We start from the raw sequence: 21681 nt of genomic DNA, 5'->3' as shown, positions 1-21681 counted from the left end.
TGTCGGTATGCCGCTGTCTGGCCTTATTATTCATTCAGCATCACAATGGTTTTTTCATCAAAAACTTCGAGATTCTTAAAACCCGAGAAGGCAATCCATGACGCAGAACCAGCTTTATCCGGAAATCCAGCCCTTTAGTCAGGACATGTTGCAGGTCTCTTCCCTGCACCGCATCTATCTGGAACAATGCGGCAATCCGGATGGAAAACCTGTCATTTTGCTGCATGGAGGCCCAGGTGGAGGTTGCACACCTACGATGCGCCGTTTTCATGATCCGGAAAAATACCGCATCATCTTGTTTGACCAACGCGGTTGCGGCCGTTCCATTCCCCATGCAGAATTGCGCGAAAACACCACTTGGGATCTGGTCGCAGACATCGAGAAAATCCGCGCCTATCTGAATATCGACAAATGGCAGGTTTTTGGCGGCTCGTGGGGTTCAACTTTATCGCTTGCTTATGCGCAAACTCATCCCGATCATGTCAGCGAACTGATTTTGCGCGGCATTTTCATGGCGCGACAATTTGAAATCGACTGGCTCTATTCCAATGGTGCCAGCATCATTTTCCCTGATCATTTTGAAGATTATCAAGAGCATATTCCCCAAAGCGAGCGCCACGATATGGTTGGTGCCTATTATAAACGCCTGACCGACCGCGATCCGCAAGTGCAGATTGAAGCGGCCCGTCGCTGGGCACGTTGGGAAGCATCAGTCATTTCACTATTGCCTGACCCCATCCGCGTGGAGGAATTTGGCGAAGACAGCTATGCCATCGCTTTTGCCCGTATTGAATGTCATTATTTTAAAAATAAAGCCTTTTTCAAAACTGATGACCACTTGTTGCGCCATATTGAAACCATTCGCCATATCAAGGCTGCCATTATTCATGGCCGCTATGATATGTGCACGCCCTTTATCAATGCATGGCAATTGAAAAAAATGTGGCCGCAGGCCGAGCTGCATATCGTGGAAGACAGTGGTCACGCCTCCTCTGAAAAAGGCATCATTCACGAATTGGTAGCAGCAACACGTAAATTCTCTTGAGAATAAAAAGACGGCGCGCCACCGGTTAAATGCTTGGGCGCGCTGTCAAAACATATATCTCATCATGACGTGCAAGCTATGTGTCATGTGCAGGGGAGCTATGCTCGACAGGGTTTAACTTTGCCTTTTTATAGTTTTCGTTCTAAAGCAGTTCGCTACATGTAAAATGAAGTGATTAAAAACAGTTCAATTTCAAAGGCAAATGCTTTAGAGAACAAGAATGGGCTCAAAAATCATTTATAAAATTGTACCACAAAAAATGTGGCAAGAGGCGGAACAAAGCGGCATCTTCACCGGAGCACCGGTTGATCTTGCAGATGGCTATATCCATTTCTCGACAGCCGATCAGGTGAAGGCTACCGCTGCCAAACATTTTGCCGGCCAAAATGATTTATTGCTCGTCTTGGTTGATGGCGTCATGCTCGGCGACCAGCTCAAATATGAAGTTTCGCGCGGCGGCGCATTATTCCCGCATCTCTATGCTAGCCTTGATTTGCAATTTGTCCATTCTGTCGTAGCTTTGCCAGTAGGCGAAGACGGTGTTCATCTTTTTCCGGAGCTGTAATTCATGCCGCGTTTATTTGAGAGTTTTGGCCGCCGCGCCCTTTTTGCGCTTGATGCCGAACAAGCGCATGGTTTATCCATTACAGGCCTCAAAACCGGCCTTGTCGGCGGTAGTTTTCCGGAAGATCCGGCATTGCGCCAGAAAATTGCCGGGGTTTGTTTTCCAAATCCGATCGGCATGGCAGCCGGCTATGACAAGAATGCCGAAGTGCCCGATAACTTGCTGAAACTTGGCTTTGGCTTTACCGAAGTTGGCACTCTCACCCCTCGCCCGCAAAGCGGTAATCCCAAACCACGCGTTTTCCGCCTTGTGGAAGATGAAGCTGTCATCAACCGTTTGGGTTTTAACAATGAAGGCCATGATGCCGCCTATAAACGTTTGGCAGAGCGTGGCAGCACTGGCATTATCGGTGTCAATATCGGCGCCAATAAAGATGCAGAAGACCGCATTGCCGATTATGTGGCAGGCATTAAACGTTTCCATTCGGTAGCACGTTATTTTACCGTCAATATTTCGTCCCCCAACACACCGGGATTGCGCAACTTACAAAACCGCGAAAGCTTGCGTGAGTTGTTGCAGCGTGTGCTGGAAGCACGCGACGACGAATGCCAGAAATGCACGTTGAAACGTCCGGTTTTCCTCAAAATCGCACCTGATCTGAGCGAAGAAGAACTTGATGATATCGCACAAGAAGCTTTGGAACAAAAACTTGATGGTTTGATTGTTTCCAATACCACCTTGTCACGCACCGGTTTGACCTCGAAAGAAAATACCGCTGAAACCGGCGGACTTTCCGGCGCACCGGTTTTTGAGCGCTCCACCATTGTGCTTGCCAAAATACGCCAGCGTGTAGGCAAAGACATGCCGCTTATTGGGGTTGGTGGCGTCGACAACACCACCAAAGCCTTGTCCAAAATCAAGGCAGGTGCCGATCTGGTGCAGCTTTATACCGGAATGGTTTATAAAGGTCCCGGTCTGCCTGCCGAAATCATCAAAGGTTTAAGCCAAGTGGTTAAAACCGAAGGCGTCGAAAATATTTCCGCTTTCCGCGATCGTGAAACAGATGTCTGGGCGGCAAAACCCATCCCTGCCTAATCGAATAGTTTGAGAGGCTTGAACGGGTATCATGTGCCGGATCGAATGTCCGTCATTGATTTATAATGTTTGAGCTATACCCAGCATCATTGCCCAGTAGATGTAATGCGGCTTATTTTCCGGTGTCGCCCATGCGAGCCCATAGCGGTCAAACACCGGATCGAGCATATTCTTGCGGTGCCCTGCCGAGTTCATCCATGCTTTGAAAACGGCATCGGTATCTTTTTGGCCGGAGGCGACATTTTCAGCCGCAGGGCCACGGATACCGGCTTGTTTCAAACGTGCAACAAAACCATTGCCCCAACCAATGCTGTGGCCGATTTTACCATGACTGGCCATTCTTTTTGCCTGATAAAGCGCAGCCTGCTCAAGCTTGGGCTCGATTGCCATCTGCGACAAACCATTTTGACGACGGATGGAATTGAAAAGCTCTGTTGGATCGCTGGCCGCTTGTGCCAAGCTTGTATTCAGCAGGCTTGGCCATACGAATACACCTGCTCCGCCAGCCAATATTTGCAAACAGTTACGGCGCGTCACAAGCTCACTTTTCATACCAATCACTCAATCGTCAAATTTAAAATCAGCCGGTTTTTATGCAGACAATCTGCATTTATTATGGCGGAGATGCGTTATTAACGACGATAATTGAGAAGGCGCAAGATAATAAAGACCGGAATAACCACGGCAGCACCCAGCAGAAAATAATCGGCAAAATTGCCCAAAGCTGCAAAGCCCATATTCCACAAGCGCAAGAAGAAATCACGCACCGCCCATAAAAGATCATAGGGCGACCAATGGAACGCGTTCATCACAAAACCAACAACCAGTGACACCACAATCAGCTTCACCAACACACGACCGGGGGTGTCACCGAGAAAACGATTAACTTTATCGGACATGGTTTGATGCTCCTGCTGCTGGAATAGTGCTTTCCTCAAGTAAACATTCTTCAGCTCAAGTGCAAGTTGGGCACTCGCAGAAGCTGTTGGAACCCGCATGTAAATCATTTTCGACGATTGCACCTTGGCTTAGAAAAAATCTGCGCAAATGCGCTGAAGTTCATAAAACTCGTGCCTGTCTGATTTTTATGAAGTCTTTATCATTGGCACCAGCATCATGACAAAGAGGGATAAAACTATGCCAAGCGACGTGCTGCTCGCCACTGATATTTTAGTCATTATCACCATCTTGCTTTGCGTGGTCTATCTTACCTGTCGCCATTTTTTCATGTGAAGCGCAATTGCTCTCAAGTGATTAAACACATTTTATAGCCATAAAGGTTGAAAAAAATCTGATAGCACCTATACCAGATTTATGAGAAAAATCGGCTTACTTCTGATCTTGTTGGCAGGCATCTCCGGTCAGGCAGCACAAGCTGCAACCGACAGCGAAGTGGTGGCGGAAATGGCCAGCCAATGCTGGACTTTGCCTGATACTATTGATTATCAGACCGCAACTGCTGTTTTTGAAGTCAAATATGACCGCGACGGCAAGCTCGTCGATATAGCGACTATCGAATATCGCCCCGTGCGCAAAGCAGGCCAACTTTTTGCCATCAGTGCACTGGAAGCCATTCAGGAATGCGCCAATGAGACCCGTGTGCGCTCCCGAACCATCCGCGTTGTCATGAGCTATAGTGCGGCCAAATCCAATGATCCGCTCAATATGAAACGCCGCTGATAAAAATAAATAAAGCCGGAGTATTTTACCATCTCCGGCTTAATTTTAATGCCCGTCTTAACGGAAATGTTTCGACAGTTTCAGGCGCTGAGCCTGATAATGCGAGCCGCGCTCGGCACCATAAAGCGCACTGGGGCGATGCAACATTTTTTCATAAATCAAACGACCGATGATCTGGCCATGTTCCAAAATGAACGGCACTTCATGGCTGCGCACTTCCAACACTGCACGGCTGCCCGTTCCGCCAGCAGCAGTGTGGCCAAAGCCCGGATCAAAGAAACCGGCGTAATGGACGCGGAATTCGCCGACGAGCGGATCAAAGGGCGTCATTTCAGCAGCATAATCCGGCGGAACATGCACAGCTTCGCGTGAAACCAGAATATAAAACTCGTCCGGATCAAGCACCAGTTCCCGCGCGCCTCGATCATAGATCGGCTCCCAGTAATCATAAAGATCATGGGCATTGCGCTGATCGACATCGACAACCGATGTGTGATGCTTGCCGCGATAACCGATCAGGCCTTTATCATCACCCGACAGATCAATTGAAAGCGCGATACCGCCACCGGAAATATTCGGTGTCTCGGACGCAACCAAAGTTTCGCGTTCATGCAACACGGCCAATTCTGCTTCATCAAGCTGCGAACGCCCCTGACGGAAACGGATTTGCGACAGTCTGGAGCCGGTACGTGCCACAATCGGGAACGTACGCGGGCTGACTTCCAGATAAAGAGGCCCCTGATAACCAACTGGCACCTTGTCAAATTCCTGCGCACCATCGACAATTACGCGGGTGAAAATATCAAGGCGGCCGGTTGAGCTTTTCGGATTGGCAGCAGCGGACAATTCTTGCGGCAGATGCACACTTTCAAGCAGAGGCACGATGTAAACGCAACCGGTTTCCAACACTGCGCCCGATGTCAGGTCGATCTCGTGCAGCTTCAGGCGTTCCAGCTTGTCGATTACCGGTGTATCGCGACCCGGCATAAAAGATGCGCGCACGCGGTAAGCTTTGGTGCCAAGGCGCAAATCAAGGCTGGCCGGCTGAATTTGATCATCATCGAGCGGACGGGCAGATTTTAATGCACCGGCCTCAAAGAGCGCCGCGATATCTGCATCCGCCAATATTCCGAGCTGCTCATTTGCCATTACCAAAAATCCCTGACACCTAGACGAAGAACAATAAATAGTTCCAACTCGATACGACATCTGAAGCGTTTGAACAACAGGCCAGCGCACCTTGAGTTGCTCATATGGTAAATTACGCTTTCTTTTCCTCAGAAAAGGAGATAATAGAAATTAAGACCTTGCTTGTTGACACAACTTGATATGCAGGTCTAAATAAATTTCTACCGTGGTGATTTGGCCGGCCGGCTTGCAGCCACGTAAAATAAATCGCTAAAAAGGGCCGCGGTTGACCTCCTTCCGGGTACTTTGTTGCGATTTTTTTTAAAAGCTGCACCGGTACCAGAGAAGAGAGTTGAATATGCCAATTAAGATCCCTGACACACTTCCAGCATTTGCGACCCTTGTCAGTGAAGGTGTGCGCGTAATGAGCGAGACCCAAGCCACACGTCAGGACATTCGCCCTTTGCAAATCGGCCTGCTCAACCTCATGCCAAACAAAATCCGCACCGAAGTGCAAATTGCCCGTCTCATTGGTGCCACCCCTTTGCAGGTGGAACTGACCCTTGTGCGTATTGGCGGGCACCGCGCTAAAAACACCTCCGAAGAACATTTGTTGTCCTTCTACAATACATGGGAAGAGATCAAGCACCGCAAGTTTGACGGCTTCATTATCACCGGTGCACCAGTGGAAACGCTTGATTATCAGGATGTAACCTATTGGGACGAGATGGAGCAGATTTTTGAATGGACAAAAACCAATGTCCACTCAACCTTCAATATTTGCTGGGGTGCAATGGCTGCTGTCTGGCATTTCCACCGCGTGCCAAAATATGAATTGGCAAAGAAAGCTTTCGGGGTTTACCGTCATCGCAATCTGCAACCGGCTTCCGTTTATCTCAACGGCTTTTCCGATGACTTCCAAATTCCTGTCTCGCGCTGGACAGAAATCCGCGGCCAAGATATCCGTCAGGTGCCGGAGCTGGAAATCCTGATGGAATCCGATGAAACCGGTGTCTGTCTGTTGCGCGAAAAAGAAGGCAACCGCCTTTATATTTTCAACCATGTTGAATATGACTCCACCTCACTGGCCGAGGAATATTTCCGCGATATCGAGGCTGGCAACCAGATCGATTTGCCTCAAAACTACTTCCCGCAAAATGACCCGACACTGACGCCACAAAACCGTTGGCGCAGCCATGCCCATTTATTATTCGGCAATTGGATCAACGAAATTTACCAGACCACCACTTATGATCTGGAAATGATCGGCCCGAAAAAGATCGAAGAAACGGCTTAAAGTTACGCATTTAATACCCTGCAGGTTCGCTTCCCTTCGATAACCAAGACGAACCTCTTCATTATATAGGTTGGAAAATGACTGATAAACCAAAACGCAATTTTCGCCCCGCCACACAGCTTGTTCATGCCGGCACGCAGCGTTCGCCATTTGGCGAAACCTCGGAAGCACTGTTTCTGACGCAAGGCTTCGTTTATGAAAATGCCGAAGCCGCAGTTGCCCGCTTTAATGGCGAAGATCCGGGTTTTATTTATTCCCGTTATGCCAACCCGACCACCAGCATGTTTGAACAGCGTATGTGCGCTTTGGAAGGTGCGGAAGAAGCCCGTGCCACCGCTTCCGGCATGGCAGCCGTCGCCGCCGCTATTTTGTGTCAGGTCAAAGCGGGTGATCACGTCATTTCAGCGCGCGCGGTATTTGGTTCATGTAACTATATCGTCGAAACATTGTTGCCGCGTTATGGCGTGGAAATTTCCATCATCGATGGTTCGAAGCTTGAAAACTGGCAGGCTGCCACGCGCCCAAACACCAAAGTGATGTTTTTGGAAAGTCCTTCCAACCCGACATTGGAAATCATCGACATAGAAAAAGTTGCCGAGATCGCCAATTCGGTCGGTGCGAAACTCATCGTCGACAATGTGTTTGCCACACCATTGTTCCAAAAACCATTGCAGCTTGGTGCGCATATTGTTGTCTATTCGGCAACCAAGCATATTGATGGTCAGGGACGTTGTCTTGGCGGCCTTGTCTTATCGGATCGCGAATGGATTGAAAACGAATTTCAGGAATATTTCCGTCATACCGGCCCGGGCCTCAGCCCGTTCAATTCATGGATTATGCTGAAAAGCCTTGAAACCATGCCGGTACGCGTCAAGCAACAAGCACAATCAGCACGCGCTTTGGCTGACTTCTTGGCCGAACAAAGTGCGGTGAGCAAAGTGATTTATCCGGGACGCCCTGATCACCCGCAGGCTGATATTATTGCCCGCCAAATGAGCGGCGGTTCAACCATGATTGCATTGGAATTGAAAGGCGGCAGAAAGGCGGCGTTTGAATTTGAAAATGCACTGGAAATCATCCGTATTTCCAACAATTTAGGCGATGCAAAAAGCCTGATTACCCATCCGGCCACTACCACCCATAAGAACCTGACCGATGAAGCTCGCCTTGAGCAGAATATCAGTGAAGGCTTGCTGCGTCTCTCGGTTGGTTTGGAAGATACGGATGATCTCTTGGAAGACGTTGCAGAAGCATTGAAGACCATTAAATAAGCTGTCTTCTGCGTCAATTTATGTCATGACTATCTCTAGAGCGTGTCGCACTTAATCGTATCCACTGTGCTCGCTCTAGCGTTTTGTTTTTACGCATGTCTTTATCCCAAAACCGGTGCCCACTTTTGGGAGACATGCTTTAGCGGCACATTGATTTGAATAATCAATGTGCCGGTATTTTGACGAAGTGATAAGAGTTGAAACCATGTATCGTGCAACCACCCGCAATATCGAAATAACGGTTGAGCCTTTTTATCTCGAGGAGCAATCCGAGCCGGATGAAGGCCGCTATTTTTGGGGTTATCGGGTCACGATTGCCAATCATTCAACAGCAACGGTCTGTTTACGCTCACGCTATTGGAAGATCACCGACGGTGCAGGCAAAGTAGAAGAAGTGCACGGCCCCGGAGTGGTCGGCGAACAGCCGGTGATTGAACCGGGTGACAGTTACCAATATTCATCCGGATGCCCGCTCAAAACCAATTCCGGCATGATGATCGGCAGTTATCAAATGCAGAGTGCGGATGGCGAGGCTTTTGAAGTCAATGTTCCGGCTTTTTCGCTGGATATGCCCAACAATCGGCGGACACTTAACTAATCCCAATAAAAAAGCGGGCTTTCATCTGAAAACCCGCTTTTTTTAATTAATCAATGCCAAATCTTATTTGGCAAATTCAGCCGGATCGAACACATAATTGGTCGAGCAAAATTCGCAATTGACAGTAATCTGACCATCTTCGGTACTTTCCTGAATTTCTTCTGCAGAAAAACCGGACAAGACACCTTCGATCTTCTCGCGCGAGCAAGAGCATTTTGCCACTACCCGTGCCGGTTCATAAACGCGCACGCCACGTTCGTGGAACAGCCGGTAAAGCAGGCGTTCAACGGCCACTTGCGGATCGGTCAGTTCGGAGCTTTCGATAGTGCCAACAAGCGCACGCGCTTCCTGCCATTCATCTTCTGCATCCACCTGAACGGCTGCCGCATCAACAGGCGCATCGCCACCCGGCAGATCGCGCTGTCTTGGAGCAATTCCCGATTGCGGCAGAAACTGGATCATCAAGCCACCGGCACGCCATCCTTGACGCAAGGTGCCGTCACTGTCGCGTTCCATCAATTGTGCCACGCTAATGCGGATATCGGTCGGAATTTGTTCCGATTGCAAGAAGTAATTGCGCGCAATCTCTTCCAGTGTTGAGCCATCAAGAGCCACCAGCCCCTGATAACGCTGCATATGGGCACCCTGATCGATGGTCAGCCCTAATGTACCACGTCCGAGCAGATCTTCGGGCTGGGTTTTACCAGCCTCAATCGATGCATTCAGACGTTCTTCATCAAAACGGGCATAAGCACGAACGGCATCCGGCGTCTGGAAATCCACCACCAGCATATCGACAGGCCCGTCTGACTGCGTTTGCAGGATGAACTTGCCCTGAAATTTCAAGGTTGTGCCAAGCAGAACCGTCAAGATGACGGTTTCTGCCAGAAGACGCGCAACCACTTCGGGATAGTCGTGGCGCGACAGAATTTGATCAAGTGCGCCACCCATCTGGATTGCGCGGCCGCGGATATCCAACCCTTCCACCTGAAAAGGCACCACGGCATCGTCACCGGCATAGGTCATATCCGGTTCAAATGTATCATTAGCCATATTTGTTTTACTCTCCCTTCAGGCACCAAGCCAAAATGGCTTTTTGTGCGTGAAGTCGATTTTCCGCTTCATCAAAAACGACAGATTGCGGCCCGTCGATCACCTCGTCGGTTACTTCTTCGCCGCGGTGTGCCGGCAGACAATGCATGAACAATGCCTGCGGGTCAGCCTTTTCCATCAGATAAGAATTGACCTGATAAGGCATGAAGACATTATTGCCGCGTGCATTATCTTCCTGTCCCATGGAAACCCATGTATCGGTGACAATACAATCAGCGCCTGCTGCTGCTTTGTGAGCGTCGGTTGTAGACATGATCTTCGCACCATTTTGCAAAGCCCAGTCCAGATATTGTTGCTTTGGCTCGCTGCCTTCAGGGGTGGCAATATTCACGTTGAAATTGAAACGTGCCGCCCCTTCAACAAGCGAGTGAAGAACATTGTTGCCATCGCCCATCCAGGCAAAAGTTTTACCCTCAATGGAGCCGCGATGTTCTTCATAAGTTAGGATGTCGGCCATGATCTGACAAGGGTGCGTATCATCAGTCAGTGCATTGATGACCGGAACTGTCGCATGTTCTGCCAGTTCCAGCATGCGATCATGCGATGTAGTGCGGATCATGATGGCATCAACAAAACGCGAAAGAACCTTGGCAGTATCGGCAATGGTTTCACTGCGGCCAAGCTGCATTTCCGAGCCGGTCAGCATCAAGGTTTCGCCGCCTAACTGGCGCATACCCACATCAAAAGACACGCGCGTTCTGGTCGATGGTTTTTCAAAAATCATCGCCAGCACTTTACCGGACAAGCTCTTGTTGATTTCGCCAGCTTTGGTGCGCGCCTTCAACAGCTTCGCATCATCCATGATCATACGCAATTCAGCAGAGCTGATATCTGCCAAGTCTGTAAAATGTTTTACGCCGTTTTTGCTGATCATGATTTTATGCCGTCTTTACTGGGTTTGCGACAGATAAACGTTCCACTGCCGTTTCTAAACGCTTCAATGCTTCACGCGCTTCGTCTTCTGTGGTCACTAATGGCGGCAAAAGACGCAGCACATTATCGCCGGCAGTAACCGCCAGCATATTTTCATCACGCACAGCCTGAAGCAGCATTGTGTTCGGCACCACGCATTTGAGACCGATCAGAAGTCCGCGACCACGCACTTCCGAAACAATATTCGGAAACCGGTCGATCATTGAGGCAAAGCCCTGTTTCAGAATGAGGGCAATTTTCTGGACATGCGGCAGAAAATCTTCATCGAGCATCACATCAAGCACCGCATTGCCCACAGCCATGGCCAGCGGATTGCCGCCATAGGTGGTGCCATGGGTGCCGGCAGTCATACCCTTCGAGGCTTCAGCAGTTGCCAGACATGCACCAAGCGGGAAACCGCCGCCGATGCCCTTGGCAATGGCCATAATGTCAGGAGTGATACCTGCCCATTCATGGGCAAACATACGGCCGGTACGACCGACACCGCTCTGCACCTCATCCATAATCAACAGGATGCCATTATCATCGCAAAGCTTGCGAATGGCACGCAATGTTTCGTCCGGGAACGGGCGCAGGCCGCCCTCGCCCTGTACAGGCTCCAGCAAAATACCGGCGGTTTCATTGGTAATCGCAGCTTTCAAAGCTTTCTCGTCACCAAATGGCACCTGATCAAAGCCATCGACTTTAGGGCCAAACCCTTCCAGATATTTTTCCTGACCGGTGGCAGCAATCGTTGCCAAGGTACGGCCGTGGAAAGCACCTTCAAAAGTGATGATGCGGTAGCGTTCCGGCTGACCATTGACATAGTGATAACGACGCGCGGTTTTAATCGCGCATTCGAGCGCTTCCGCACCACTGTTGGTGAAGAAAATACGCTCGGCAAAGGTATTATCTGTCAGTCGTTTGGCCAGTTTTTCCTGCCCCGGAACTTCATAAATATTAGACACATGCCACAATTTATCAGCCTGATCTTTCAAAGCTGTCACCAGATGCGGGTGGTTGTGGCCGAGTGCATTGACAGCAATACCGGCAGCAAAATCGAGGTAGCGCTCACCTTTATCGGTAATCAGCCAAATGCCCTCTCCTCGCTCAAAACGCAGAGCCGCACGATTATAGGTTTCGTAAAGCGGGTGTACGGTTGCGTCGGTCATGCCAGTCAGGCCTCCATAAGCCTCTAACGTTCTAATATAAATTCAATCCCGGAGGCCATAAGGCACTCCGAAACCAAGGTGAAATCAACGTTTCAATACGCTGATGAAACTAAAAAGCCGCCCTCGGGCGGCATTTGCATAATTGACTTAAAAATCGGATTCGACAAGCTATCAATTATACAATCAATCCTTAGATTTCATGACTGGTTTTCACCAGCTGAAAAAAGCTACGGAATTCGATAACGAATATTGGGTGCCGGATATAAAAAGTCAATCAACCTTATAGAAAAAGGCATTGATTTTCGCCGCATTTATAAGCTTTTTTGCAACATTCTGCTTTAGTTGTATTTATATTGCTGTCATAGAGATAGCAATTTACATCTAAATCGCTATATAGACAGGAAGTTGCAGCTTTCAGACCGGCGGCGCCCGCCAAATGGCGGAGTTTACGAAGCGGTCAAGGCGACTATGAACATATTTAAAGAGGCCATTACGAAAACAAGACTTGACAACCTATCTGGGGAAAACCCCGAAAAGCAAATCAGCCGGGTGTCCAGAGCCTTGTCAGGATCAAGCTCGGTATTGTAGCTTGATGGTTAAGTAAAACTAGATTTCGTAAGGCGGACCTAGTCACCCGGAAGTGAATGGTGGTGCTGGCAGGATATTTTCTGTAGCACATTGATGTATTCCGGCTAACAAATAACGATTGGAGCCTATGGCGATGAGCTGGACAGACGAGCGCGTCGAAGTTCTGAAAAAACTGTGGAGTGAAGGCCTCAGTGCAAGCCAGATCGCAGCACAACTTGGCGGTGTGAGCCGCAATGCGGTTATCGGCAAAGTGCATCGGTTAAAACTTTCAGGTCGCGGAAAAACCACCACCGCTGCACCGCGCAGCAAAAAAGTGGCTCCGGCTCCGACCGCCACAACCTCGGCTCCGCCAAGACCGGTGGCTCCGCCTGTCACACCGTCCGTTACCGCAGCCCATGTGCATGTGCAGGCTCCCGTGCGCCCATCGGTTACCAAAACCGTTGGCGCTGCCGCTTTGCAAATGGAATATGAAGCCGACACTATTGTGGCTGAACCAGTGATGCAGCCTGCATCCGATGTGGTTATTCCGATTTCACGCAAATTGTCATTGTTGCAGCTGACCGAGCGCACCTGCAAATGGCCGCTGGGTGATCCGTTATCGGAAGAATTTCATTTCTGCGGTCATGAATCCGGTGAAAGCAGTCCTTATTGCGCTTATCACGCCAAGCTTGCTTATCAACCATCTTCAGAGCGTCGCCGCGCCCGTTAAGCTTCAAACAATCAGCCGATCATAAAACCACATCATGCGTCCTCGCTGATGTGGTTTTTTATTTGCTGGCACCTTGCAAAACTTGCGCATAAACCGCGCATGTCTGATCTGCAATATGGTCCCAGCTGAAATCTTGCTTTAAGTAGAGGGAATTATCTAATTCTTTGTCAGATTTGCTAGCCGATGATAGTTTCTTATTCATTGCCGTCGTCAAGGCAGCAATATCGCCGAGCGGGAAGTAATTTTCTGGTGGCATGCCCACTTCCACATTCGCGATAATATCACTGGCCAAAACCGGCACGTCGTAATGTAAAGCTTCCAGCAATGCGATCGGCATACCCTCATGGCTTGACGGCAAAATAAACAAAGAGGCATGGGCAAAGATTGCGGCCAGTTTTTCCCCCGTTAAAACGCCGGTCATGACAACCCCCGCCACTTCAGCGGCCCGCGCCTGAACTTGCGCGTAATAATCACAATGGTCATTGCCTCCGCCAACGAGAACCAGCGGCACACCCGGACGGTTCAATTTTTCATAGGCTTCGATTAAATCGAGCTGGCGTTTTTCCGGCACAATACGTGCGACATTGATCAGATAATTGGCAGGGCTTAGTTGGAATTGATCCAACAAGTTTTCATCCGGCGTCCCTTCAAAAATCGCAACACCGTTCGGGATATATGTAACATCAACATGATAGCGTTTTTGCATCACATCCGCGATATGACGTGAAACAGCTATACGGGCATGACTAAATTTCATGCCTAAATATTCACCGAGTTTCAAAACCTTGCGCGCCACCGCACCCCATTTTTGCCGGTCATAATCAAAGCCGTGATGGGTTATCACCACTTTTAATCCCAAAGCTCTTGCCAATGGAGCCATTAATGATGGGCCAATCGCATGAATATGCACAATATCGGCTTTGTGTTTTGCGGCATAAAAAACACCAAAAAAGCTATTTACTATCGCTTCGAAATATCGGGAACGCGGCGCATAGAGTGATATGATCTTAACATCCTGCCAATAATAAGGTTCTCTATGCTTTAAGTAATGGCACCGTCCCATGACCGTGACGTCATACCCTTTTAAAGGCAAACGCCGGCTTAATTCCTCAACATGTTTTTCAACACCGCCCTGCACATCCGGAATGCCGCGCAAACCAAGCATAAAAATACGTTTTCGTTGATGGTCGGCACTCATTGCGCACCTTTAAGAGAGGCATAAAGCTCCAGCATCGACTGTTTATATTGGACACTCGAAAATGCCTCACGCACCCATTGCGCTCCCTCAATTGCCATTGCGCCACGTTTTTGCGCGTTTATATCTGCCATCTGCGCTATTTTTTCTGCCAAATCCTGCACATTGCCAGCTTCTGCCAACAGGCCGGTTACACCTTCACGCACCAGTTCCGGTATGCCGCCAATCCTGCTGCCTATCACCGGCACGCCCAGAATATAGCCTTCCAAAATGCTCATCGGTGCATTTTCATACCATTGTGACGGCAGCACCAAAGCCGTTGCACCATTGATTGTGCGATGTAAATGATCTGCCTGTAAATGTCCTAAAAATTCGACATCAGCACCAAGTTTTGCAACTAATTGCTTAAGGCTCTGCTCCAAAGGACCGGAACCGGCAATCAGCAGCTTTTGCTTTGCTTGCGCAATTGCCTCAATTAAAGTGACCAATCCTTTTTCTTCCGATAGTCTTCCCGCATAAAGAAAATAATCCCCGCGCTGCGAAGGCGCTCGCGCCAATCCAACATCAACGAAATTCGGAATATAAGTGAGTTTATCTTCCGGCCATCCCCATTCAATCAGTTTCTCGTGATAGAAACGGCTTGGCACAACAATACGGTCAAGATTATCGCGGTAAAGGCCGAAGCTGCGATGCACCAGTGTTTCCAGAAAAACCAAACCGCTGAGCGCCACGGAATCCTTAATACAACGCTGCCGGACAACATTATAAATACGTCCGCCTTTGCAGCGTTCACATACCTCATCATGGCTCAGCATTTTATAAGCAGGACAAGCAAGTTTAAGATCATGTGCTGTCATGACGGTTGGAATACCGGCCTGTTTCAGAACCGGAAAAATCGACGGCGAAATATGATGATAAACATTATGGGCATGGGCAATGTCAGGGCGTACATCTTCAATCAGGCGGGTAATATTACGCTGCGCTTCTTTCGAATAAATAACCTTCGCAGCCTGCGATAATTTATCAGTCAGAGATGTGCGTCGGCCATATTCTATTTCGCGCACAAAATAGGAAGTATAAGCAGAGGCCAAATTTTCCGGATGCTGCATAGCAAAAGGTACGACACGCCAATCAGCATCATTGAAAAGCTGCATATGCTCAAAGAAAACGGTTTCCGCGCCACCACGACGATAAAAATAATTATTGATCGCAAGAAGGGTCTGCGGTGCTCGTTTCATTCGCGGTTTTGTCCTTGCAACAAGGACAATGCATCTTTGACAGGCAGGATGCAGCAAGAGTTTTCAACAGCAAATGCCAGCAGGCTTTCAAAAAGCGCACGCGAGCAACCATAGGGGCTTGGATTATCATCCACATCATGGGTGAAAAAAATCAGCCAACCCGGTTTTTGCACAACGTCCTCGATATAGGCCGAGAGTGTGCTGAAAGTATTTTGGTCGCCGCCAATTTCAACGCCATAGAGTAAATCACGATTTATGCGCCCGCGATTGATCTGATTGCCGCCGCCACGGCAAGAATTAAAACGCGCAGCAAATAATTGGCGCGCACACCATTTGGGTGCGTTATAAGGATAAGCAAAATTGCGGCTGACGCCTTGTTGCGGCGTTAAACTATCAAGATAAGCTTTGTTGCGCGCCAGATCACGCTCCAAATTTCCATGCGTAAAAGCACTCACTTTGCGATGCGAATAGCTGTGACAGGCCACTTCGTGGCCGGCGCGCGCCAAATATTGCACATCGGCAGACGAAAACATACGGGTATCGCCTTGCATCTTATCCTGCAAACCACCGGCAATATAAAAAGTACCACGCGCATTATAACGCTCCAAAATCGTGGCACCGGCACGAACAGCTGAATGTGGTACATCATCGAAACTAAAGGACACCACAGGTTGCGCCAGCCGAATATCCAGCACACGCTGAGGGAAATAGCGCATCATCCGGTCGGTGATCCGGCGTGAAATCCGGTTCGGCCATTCATTCAAGTCTAAAAGCTGTCTTGTCACGCGCCGTCCTGCCTGACCATAATTCCATTCATCCTTTATGCGTTCTAAACGTAAGCTCAAAGGAACCAATTGACGATAGATCGGAAACTATCATAAGCCACAAGATCAGAACAAAGTGTAAAAGCTTGAACCTCTACCGTAAAAGTGAATGTAAAAATTTAAAAAGCATTATTTAAGGAAACAGGCTTGGAGCAATATCCATCAGGTAAAGCTAAGCGAACAACGCGGCCATTAGGTCAGATGTTGCTTTCCTATGCTGCGTCAAGCGGCAGCCTACTGGCCGCCAATATAGCTCAGCTGATGACATTTGCTATTCTCGCCCGCTCGCTTGGTTCCGAACAATTTGGTTTGCTGGTGACAATTCTTGCCATCACTGCCATTGCCACCCATATTTGCGGTCTTGGCTCAACCGAATCCCTTGTGCGGCGTGTTGCTCAAAACAAACAAGTTTACACGGTTTTGTTCGGGCATTGTTTAAGCCTCATTGCTCTAACCGGTGCAGCGCTTGTGCTTCTCGGTATGAGCGTTTTGCCACTCTGGATTGAGCTTACCACACAAGGCAATTTTAGCGAATTTTCCATTCTGTTATTGTTGATCACCAATATTGTGCTGGTGCGTCTCATTTTGCTGGTCGAGCAGATTTATATTGCACACGGCCAATATCAATCAGCAAATTTATCAGTTGTAGGCTTTGCCTTTGCGCGAATGTTCACCGCAGCTGTTGCCTGTCTGGTTTTCACCACCCAAGATCTTTTCACATGGGCAGTCTGGCAATTTGCCTGTCATGTCATTGTGATGATTTTTTATTATTATTTCATCTGGCGACTTGGCAAACCTGTTTACCGCATCATCCGTCATGAAATCAGGCTTGGCCTGCTTTTTGCCAGCCAGTTTGTTTTTAAAACCGCCCGCCAGAATGTTGACTTGCTGATGCTCAGCACGCTCATGCCGGCCGGTTTTGTCGGTTCTTATGCGATCGTGCGCCGCATTATCGACAGCAGCACCATGGGCATTGAAGCGATGAACCGCCTTGCCTATCCGCGCCTTGCAGCTGCAAGCACCAAGGGCATTCAAAATGCTTATGCCATGACCAAAAAATTACAAATGGCAGCACTTGGTATCGGCTTTTTCACCTCTTTGAGCATTTTTATCTTCGCTCCCATACTTCCCTTTTTGTTTGGCTCGGATTACGACACTTTGGTGCAATATTCGCGCATTCTTTGTTGGACAAACGTCTTTTTTGCACTTTGGGCAGTGCCAATTGAAACATTAGGCGCAGCTGGCCGGCACGGTTATCGCTCGGCTATTCTCAATAGCGCCAATATTTTTGGTGGCGCACTACTGGCTTTGGCAACGTGGGCTTACCCGCCACAAGGCACCTTTGCCGCCTTTTATGTGATTGATCTGGCTTTGGCGATTGCCTCATGGTGGTGTTTACTGAAAACGGTACGCCAATCCTAAATCAAGGCTTTTGAAGTATTTTGCTTTCAATGAAACTTTGCGGAGAAATGCGCTTTTTTAAAAAACCAAACGGTAGTGCTGCGGCATGAAACATCCAAGCCACCACTGAATAAAGCCCCATTGAAAAGCTTCTTTGTTTCATTGCCATCATTAAAACGGGTGCAAGCGTCACAAGTGCAGCAAGCCACAGCCAATGAATATTCACGAAAGCACCCAATAAAGCGGCAAGAATGACGAGCCACCAACCATAAACCAGTGCCCAGAGTTTCAACTCAGGCAAAGCACGGATGAGTTGCCGCAAATAATTTCCACTTGACGCTGCGCGTAAAATCTCGCCGCTACCCTGTAAATAGCCGGATCGCCAGCGCCGCTTCAGCAATAAATAAGCATTTTGACTGTGTCCCTTATGGCTTACAAAAGGAATATCCAGCCGACGCAATTGCCATTTTTTTTGTGACAATCTTAAACCCAGATCCAGTTCTTCATAAGCATGCAGATTGCGGTCGGATAAATAGCCGGTTGATTGAATACTTGCACGTCGGTAAAGCCCGCCACCATTCATACGGTCTATCAAACCCACCGGATTTTCAATCCGCTGGCGTATTGCGCGGCGCTGATATTCCAGACTGCGCAAATCTTTTTCCCGTATATGGCCGGTCACACCAGCCAATGGCGGATGAGATTTCAAATAGCTCAGTGCTGTACGCAAAAAATCCGGTGCCAGTTCCATATCGCCATCAAGCAAGCAAACAAACTCACTGTGCGAATATTGATAACCCAATTGGGCACCCACACCACAACCAGCCTTTGCAGGAGGTTGCAGTTGAACAATTGTCACCGGAAACTGCTTAGCAATAGCGATCGTGTGATCTTTTGAGCCACTGTCAGCTACGATAATTTCGCTGACCATACCAGTCCCATCCGCCAGCACTGACGCAATACATGCAGCAATATTTTGCTCTTCATTTAAGCTTTTGATAATGACAGAAATGGTCACTTGTGCCCCTGCATGAAAACCAGACAATTCATCTAACCATATGGAATGAATTGTGCTACAGCCAATTTAAATTATCTGTTTATTGAAGCGGGACTATTCATGCCTCACCAGCCATTAGCTTTGATTGGTATCCAGCAATGACTGATCTAACTTCGTGCACGATAAAAATACTGACCCACCCCGATCAGCTCTCAAATGATTGGCCGCAAGGAATTGCCGGAGAGACCAGCCTGGCGCAAAGTCTTATCTTCCAAAGCAAGACCTTCTTGGCAGCATGGGCAAAAAGCTATGGCGCACGTACTGATTGCAAGATGTTATTTGTAGAGGTCTATGACGCCGATAATAAACCACTGATCTTCCTGCCTTTTGCAATGCGACAACAACATGGCATCAACACGCTGACCTTCACTGATCATGATGTCTGCGATTATAATGCACCGGTTTTATTTCAGGATTTCACCCTCTGGTCGAAAACGCAGGTGCAGGCTTTACTGAACATGATTTTGGCCGCATTACCACCAGTTGATGTGATCAATCTTCAAAAAATGCCGCAATGGGTGGGCGAGCAACCCAATCCGCTTTTTTTGATCTCGAGCCAAACCCATGCCGAAGCCGGACATTTTTCCACCCTCGACCAACCTTGGCAAAAGTTGGAAAAAAGCCTGCACCGTATCAAAAACACCAAGCAGCGTTATCGCAACTTACTGCGCATGGGCGGGTTTGAATTCAAAATTGCTGAAACCGATGATGAGCGGCACGCATTCATTGCGGCACTGATTGCACAAAAGCAACGCCGATTTGTCGAAACCAATGTTCCCGGTTTTCATGAACATCCGGAAAAGCAGCAATTCTTTGAACTTGCCACTGATGATTTCGGGCAAGCGCAGACATTGCATCTGGCAGCTCTTTTAATGAATGGCGAGATTATTGCCACGCTTTGGGGCTTGCTGGATGGCAAAACCTATTTCGGCATGATGATCTCACATGAAGCTGAACACTGGTCCAAATATTCACCCGGTATGGTGCTGCATTATCTGGTCATGCAAGATTTGCATGAACAAGGTTTTGCCGTGCTTGATCTTGGTGTTGGCGATGAAGCATGGAAGGTCAATATGTGTGATGGTGTCCGGTTATTACACAATTATAAAGCCGCTCTCACTTTGAAAGGACGCCTCACTTTAATGGCAAAATCGCTGTTGACGGGTTTGCGTTCAACACGTATTTGGCAAGCAATTCGTCCGCTCAAATGGAAGCTGTTGCGCCTCGTCAAACCATCAATGTAAAAACTGATACGGCGTGCTTTTCTGCCGCCACTCATGTAGCGAGATGCTATCGCCCTTTGCGGAACACATTCATTGCTTAACGCAAAAAAGTGGCAGACGAATAATAAAAGTGGTGCCTTTGCCAAGCTCCGAGCGCACATTCATCTTGCCGCGATGGCGGGTCAGAATGTGTTTGACGATCGCAAGCCCCAAGCCTGTACCTTTTTTGGCGTCTCCCGTTTCCGCATTGATGCGATAAAACCGTTCCGTCAGACGTGGCAAATGTTCTGCCGCAATACCGGCACCAAAATCCTGTACCGAAATAATCGCTTCTTCCGGTGAGGGAACCCCATGTTTTTTAAGGCTGACGACAAGTCGCTTGCCCCCTTCCCCATATTTACAACCGTTTTCAATCAGGTTTTGAAACAGCTGTATCAGTTCATCGCGCGATCCTGCGACATAAACCGGCTCATCATGAAAATCATGCTCGATCACGACACCTTGTGCTTGAGCCATCGGTGCCAGACTGTCGGTGACGTGATGCAACACCGCACCCAAATCGATCTTGTCTTCAGTGCCGACATTGGGTCTCGTTTCCAAACGTGATAATGACAAAAGATCATCAATGAGACGCGACATACGGTCGGCCTGTTTTTGCATAATGTCCAAAAACCGGTCACGTGCTTTGACATCTTCACGCGCCGGCCCTTGCAAGGTTTCTATAAAGCCGCGCAATGAAGCCAAAGGTGTGCGCAATTCATGGCTGGCATTGGCAACAAAATCCGAACGCATCCGGTCTATGCGGCGCGCCTCCGTCTGGTCACGGAAAATCAGCATGAACAGGTCTTTGCCCTTCGCATCCAACGGCATCAGCACCGCTTTATACCAACTTTCGATCGGCAAACGCTCGAAATAATCAATACTGCGCGGTTCACCGTCTTCAACAACAGCATGTAACATTTGCAGCATTTCCGGTGCACGAAAACGCAAAAACACAATTGTCTCAATTTCCATGGAAGGAAAAGCGGCCTGTGCTGCCGGATTGGAATAAATCACAGAACCGGAGCGATCAAATATCACCAGCGGATCGCTGAGCAACCCCGCCACCTGTTCAGCCGGAATGTCGGCCAGCGCAATTTGGCGTTTTGTGGTTTTTTTGCGGGTAATCTCGCGCGGAACAGGTGGTGACAAGACCAATGTCAAAGCCAGGATAACGCTCAATATCAACAGATAAAGCACCAACGGCGGCCAGATTATCCAGAATATAAAAGCAAGTAAAACAACCGTGAAAATCAGATAAAGGCGCCCCTGCTGCCATATTCTTAAAATGACAGAGCCAATGCCATGCTCATCATGATTGTTCATTCATTTTCCTCGCGAAGAGCACGGGGTTTGAAATCTCAAAAGCCCGTTAATTTTCAACATTACTATATAAAATCATCAGCGCGAAACAAGTTTGATTAAACTTTCCCGCCATGTTCCGACAGGTTTCATCCACCTGACAAATCATCCCCTTAAACATAGTTAAATACTATGACACTTTGATTACCCCAACTCTTTGCAAACGCCA

Annotated in this window: 21 protein-coding genes and 1 riboswitch; of the genes, 10 read left to right on the top strand and 11 right to left on the bottom strand. The window is 48.5% G+C overall.

The window, feature by feature from the left end; all coding sequences use genetic code 11:
* Positions 1-97 precede the first annotated feature (97 nt).
* From pip to JNC77_RS03350, 3 genes are all read left to right on the top strand, one after another.
* A complete protein-coding gene (gene pip, locus JNC77_RS03360) occupies positions 98-1045 on the top strand; it encodes a prolyl aminopeptidase (RefSeq protein WP_374829413.1) in 948 nt (315 codons plus the stop codon).
* Between the two features lie 220 nt (positions 1046-1265).
* Complete coding sequence (locus JNC77_RS03355; RefSeq protein ID WP_374829411.1) at positions 1266-1610, top strand: DUF952 domain-containing protein; 345 nt, start codon at positions 1266-1268, stop codon at positions 1608-1610.
* Between the two features lie 3 nt (positions 1611-1613).
* On the top strand, positions 1614-2705 hold the full coding sequence (locus JNC77_RS03350; RefSeq protein WP_374829409.1) for a quinone-dependent dihydroorotate dehydrogenase: 1092 nt from the start codon (positions 1614-1616) through the stop codon (positions 2703-2705).
* 60 nt (positions 2706-2765) lie between these two features.
* Here JNC77_RS03350 and JNC77_RS03345 read toward each other — a convergent pair whose 3' ends face one another.
* Positions 2766-3257, bottom strand: a complete 492-nt coding sequence (locus JNC77_RS03345; RefSeq protein ID WP_374829407.1) for a CAP domain-containing protein — start codon at positions 3255-3257, stop codon at positions 2766-2768.
* Positions 3258-3337: 80 nt separating this feature from the next.
* Positions 3338-3604 carry a DUF6460 domain-containing protein gene (locus JNC77_RS03340; protein WP_374829405.1) on the bottom strand — a complete coding sequence of 89 codons (267 nt, stop codon included), beginning with the start codon at positions 3602-3604 and terminating at the stop codon, positions 3338-3340.
* Between the two features lie 415 nt (positions 3605-4019).
* On the opposite strand from JNC77_RS03340, the gene JNC77_RS03335 reads away from it, so the two are divergent.
* Positions 4020-4385 (top strand): hypothetical protein, encoded by a 366-nt coding sequence (locus tag JNC77_RS03335; protein ID WP_374829403.1) that lies wholly within the window; start codon positions 4020-4022, stop codon positions 4383-4385.
* Between the two features lie 57 nt (positions 4386-4442).
* Here the strand turns inward: JNC77_RS03335 and JNC77_RS03330 are convergent, their stop codons facing one another.
* On the bottom strand, positions 4443-5534 hold the full coding sequence (locus tag JNC77_RS03330; protein WP_374829401.1) for a 2'-deoxycytidine 5'-triphosphate deaminase: 1092 nt from the start codon (positions 5532-5534) through the stop codon (positions 4443-4445).
* Positions 5535-5729: 195 nt separating this feature from the next.
* A riboswitch (SAM riboswitch) is annotated at positions 5730-5809 on the top strand.
* 62 nt (positions 5810-5871) lie between these two features.
* Here JNC77_RS03330 and metA point away from each other — a divergent pair.
* The 3 genes from metA to apaG all read left to right on the top strand — a co-directional run bounded on the left by metA (position 5872) and on the right by apaG (position 8679).
* Positions 5872-6810: a homoserine O-acetyltransferase MetA gene (gene metA / locus JNC77_RS03325; protein ID WP_374829399.1), complete on the top strand. Its 939-nt coding sequence runs from the start codon at positions 5872-5874 to the stop codon at positions 6808-6810.
* A gap of 77 nt (positions 6811-6887) precedes the next feature.
* Positions 6888-8081 carry an O-succinylhomoserine sulfhydrylase gene (locus tag JNC77_RS03320; RefSeq protein WP_374829397.1) on the top strand — a complete coding sequence of 398 codons (1194 nt, stop codon included), beginning with the start codon at positions 6888-6890 and terminating at the stop codon, positions 8079-8081.
* A gap of 205 nt (positions 8082-8286) precedes the next feature.
* Positions 8287-8679, top strand: a complete 393-nt coding sequence (gene apaG / locus JNC77_RS03315; protein ID WP_374829395.1) for a Co2+/Mg2+ efflux facilitator ApaG/CorD — start codon at positions 8287-8289, stop codon at positions 8677-8679.
* A 63-nt stretch (positions 8680-8742) separates the two neighbouring features.
* Here the strand turns inward: apaG and JNC77_RS03310 are convergent, their stop codons facing one another.
* From JNC77_RS03310 to JNC77_RS03300, 3 genes are read right to left on the bottom strand one after another with little or no spacing between them, the layout of a single operon-like run.
* Positions 8743-9732, bottom strand: coding sequence for an Hsp33 family molecular chaperone (locus tag JNC77_RS03310; RefSeq protein WP_374829393.1), 990 nt, complete (start codon positions 9730-9732; stop codon positions 8743-8745).
* A gap of 7 nt (positions 9733-9739) precedes the next feature.
* Positions 9740-10666 (bottom strand): ornithine carbamoyltransferase, encoded by a 927-nt coding sequence (gene argF / locus JNC77_RS03305; RefSeq protein WP_374829391.1) that lies wholly within the window; start codon positions 10664-10666, stop codon positions 9740-9742.
* Between the two features lie 4 nt (positions 10667-10670).
* Positions 10671-11876 (bottom strand): aspartate aminotransferase family protein, encoded by a 1206-nt coding sequence (locus tag JNC77_RS03300; RefSeq protein WP_374829389.1) that lies wholly within the window; start codon positions 11874-11876, stop codon positions 10671-10673.
* A gap of 721 nt (positions 11877-12597) precedes the next feature.
* On the opposite strand from JNC77_RS03300, the gene JNC77_RS03295 reads away from it, so the two are divergent.
* Positions 12598-13173, top strand: a complete 576-nt coding sequence (locus JNC77_RS03295) for a GcrA family cell cycle regulator (RefSeq protein WP_374829387.1) — start codon at positions 12598-12600, stop codon at positions 13171-13173.
* A gap of 58 nt (positions 13174-13231) precedes the next feature.
* Here the strand turns inward: JNC77_RS03295 and JNC77_RS03290 are convergent, their stop codons facing one another.
* From JNC77_RS03290 to JNC77_RS03280, 3 genes are read right to left on the bottom strand one after another with little or no spacing between them, the layout of a single operon-like run.
* The gene (locus JNC77_RS03290) at positions 13232-14371 is read right to left on the bottom strand and encodes a glycosyltransferase family 4 protein (protein WP_374829385.1); all 1140 of its coding nucleotides are present in this window, start codon (positions 14369-14371) and stop codon (positions 13232-13234) included.
* On the bottom strand, positions 14368-15606 hold the full coding sequence (locus JNC77_RS03285; RefSeq protein WP_374829383.1) for a glycosyltransferase: 1239 nt from the start codon (positions 15604-15606) through the stop codon (positions 14368-14370). Before JNC77_RS03285 ends, JNC77_RS03290 begins: the two co-directional genes overlap by 4 nt.
* Positions 15603-16391: a polysaccharide deacetylase family protein gene (locus JNC77_RS03280; protein ID WP_374829381.1), complete on the bottom strand. Its 789-nt coding sequence runs from the start codon at positions 16389-16391 to the stop codon at positions 15603-15605. The genes JNC77_RS03285 and JNC77_RS03280 overlap by 4 nt, the downstream gene beginning before the upstream one ends.
* A 186-nt stretch (positions 16392-16577) precedes the next feature.
* Between JNC77_RS03280 and JNC77_RS03275 the strand changes: the two genes are divergently transcribed.
* Positions 16578-17852, top strand: a complete 1275-nt coding sequence (locus tag JNC77_RS03275; RefSeq protein WP_374829379.1) for an oligosaccharide flippase family protein — start codon at positions 16578-16580, stop codon at positions 17850-17852.
* 1 nt (position 17853) lies between these two features.
* Here the strand turns inward: JNC77_RS03275 and JNC77_RS03270 are convergent, their stop codons facing one another.
* Positions 17854-18849, bottom strand: coding sequence for a glycosyltransferase family 2 protein (locus JNC77_RS03270; RefSeq protein ID WP_374829377.1), 996 nt, complete (start codon positions 18847-18849; stop codon positions 17854-17856).
* 137 nt (positions 18850-18986) lie between these two features.
* Here JNC77_RS03270 and JNC77_RS03265 point away from each other — a divergent pair, with 137 nt between their 5' ends.
* The gene (locus JNC77_RS03265; RefSeq protein WP_374829375.1) at positions 18987-20132 is read left to right on the top strand and encodes a GNAT family N-acetyltransferase; all 1146 of its coding nucleotides are present in this window, start codon (positions 18987-18989) and stop codon (positions 20130-20132) included.
* 69 nt (positions 20133-20201) lie between these two features.
* Here the strand turns inward: JNC77_RS03265 and JNC77_RS03260 are convergent, their stop codons facing one another.
* Positions 20202-21476: an ATP-binding protein gene (locus JNC77_RS03260; RefSeq protein ID WP_374829373.1), complete on the bottom strand. Its 1275-nt coding sequence runs from the start codon at positions 21474-21476 to the stop codon at positions 20202-20204.
* Positions 21477-21681: the final 205 nt, after the last annotated feature.

Source organism: Paenochrobactrum pullorum, assembly GCF_041929845.1.
In the GTDB taxonomy this organism is placed as follows: domain Bacteria; phylum Pseudomonadota; class Alphaproteobacteria; order Rhizobiales; family Rhizobiaceae; genus Paenochrobactrum; species Paenochrobactrum pullorum.
Note: the sequence above shows the minus strand (reverse complement) of the source record. Positions and strands in the feature narration are given on the sequence as shown.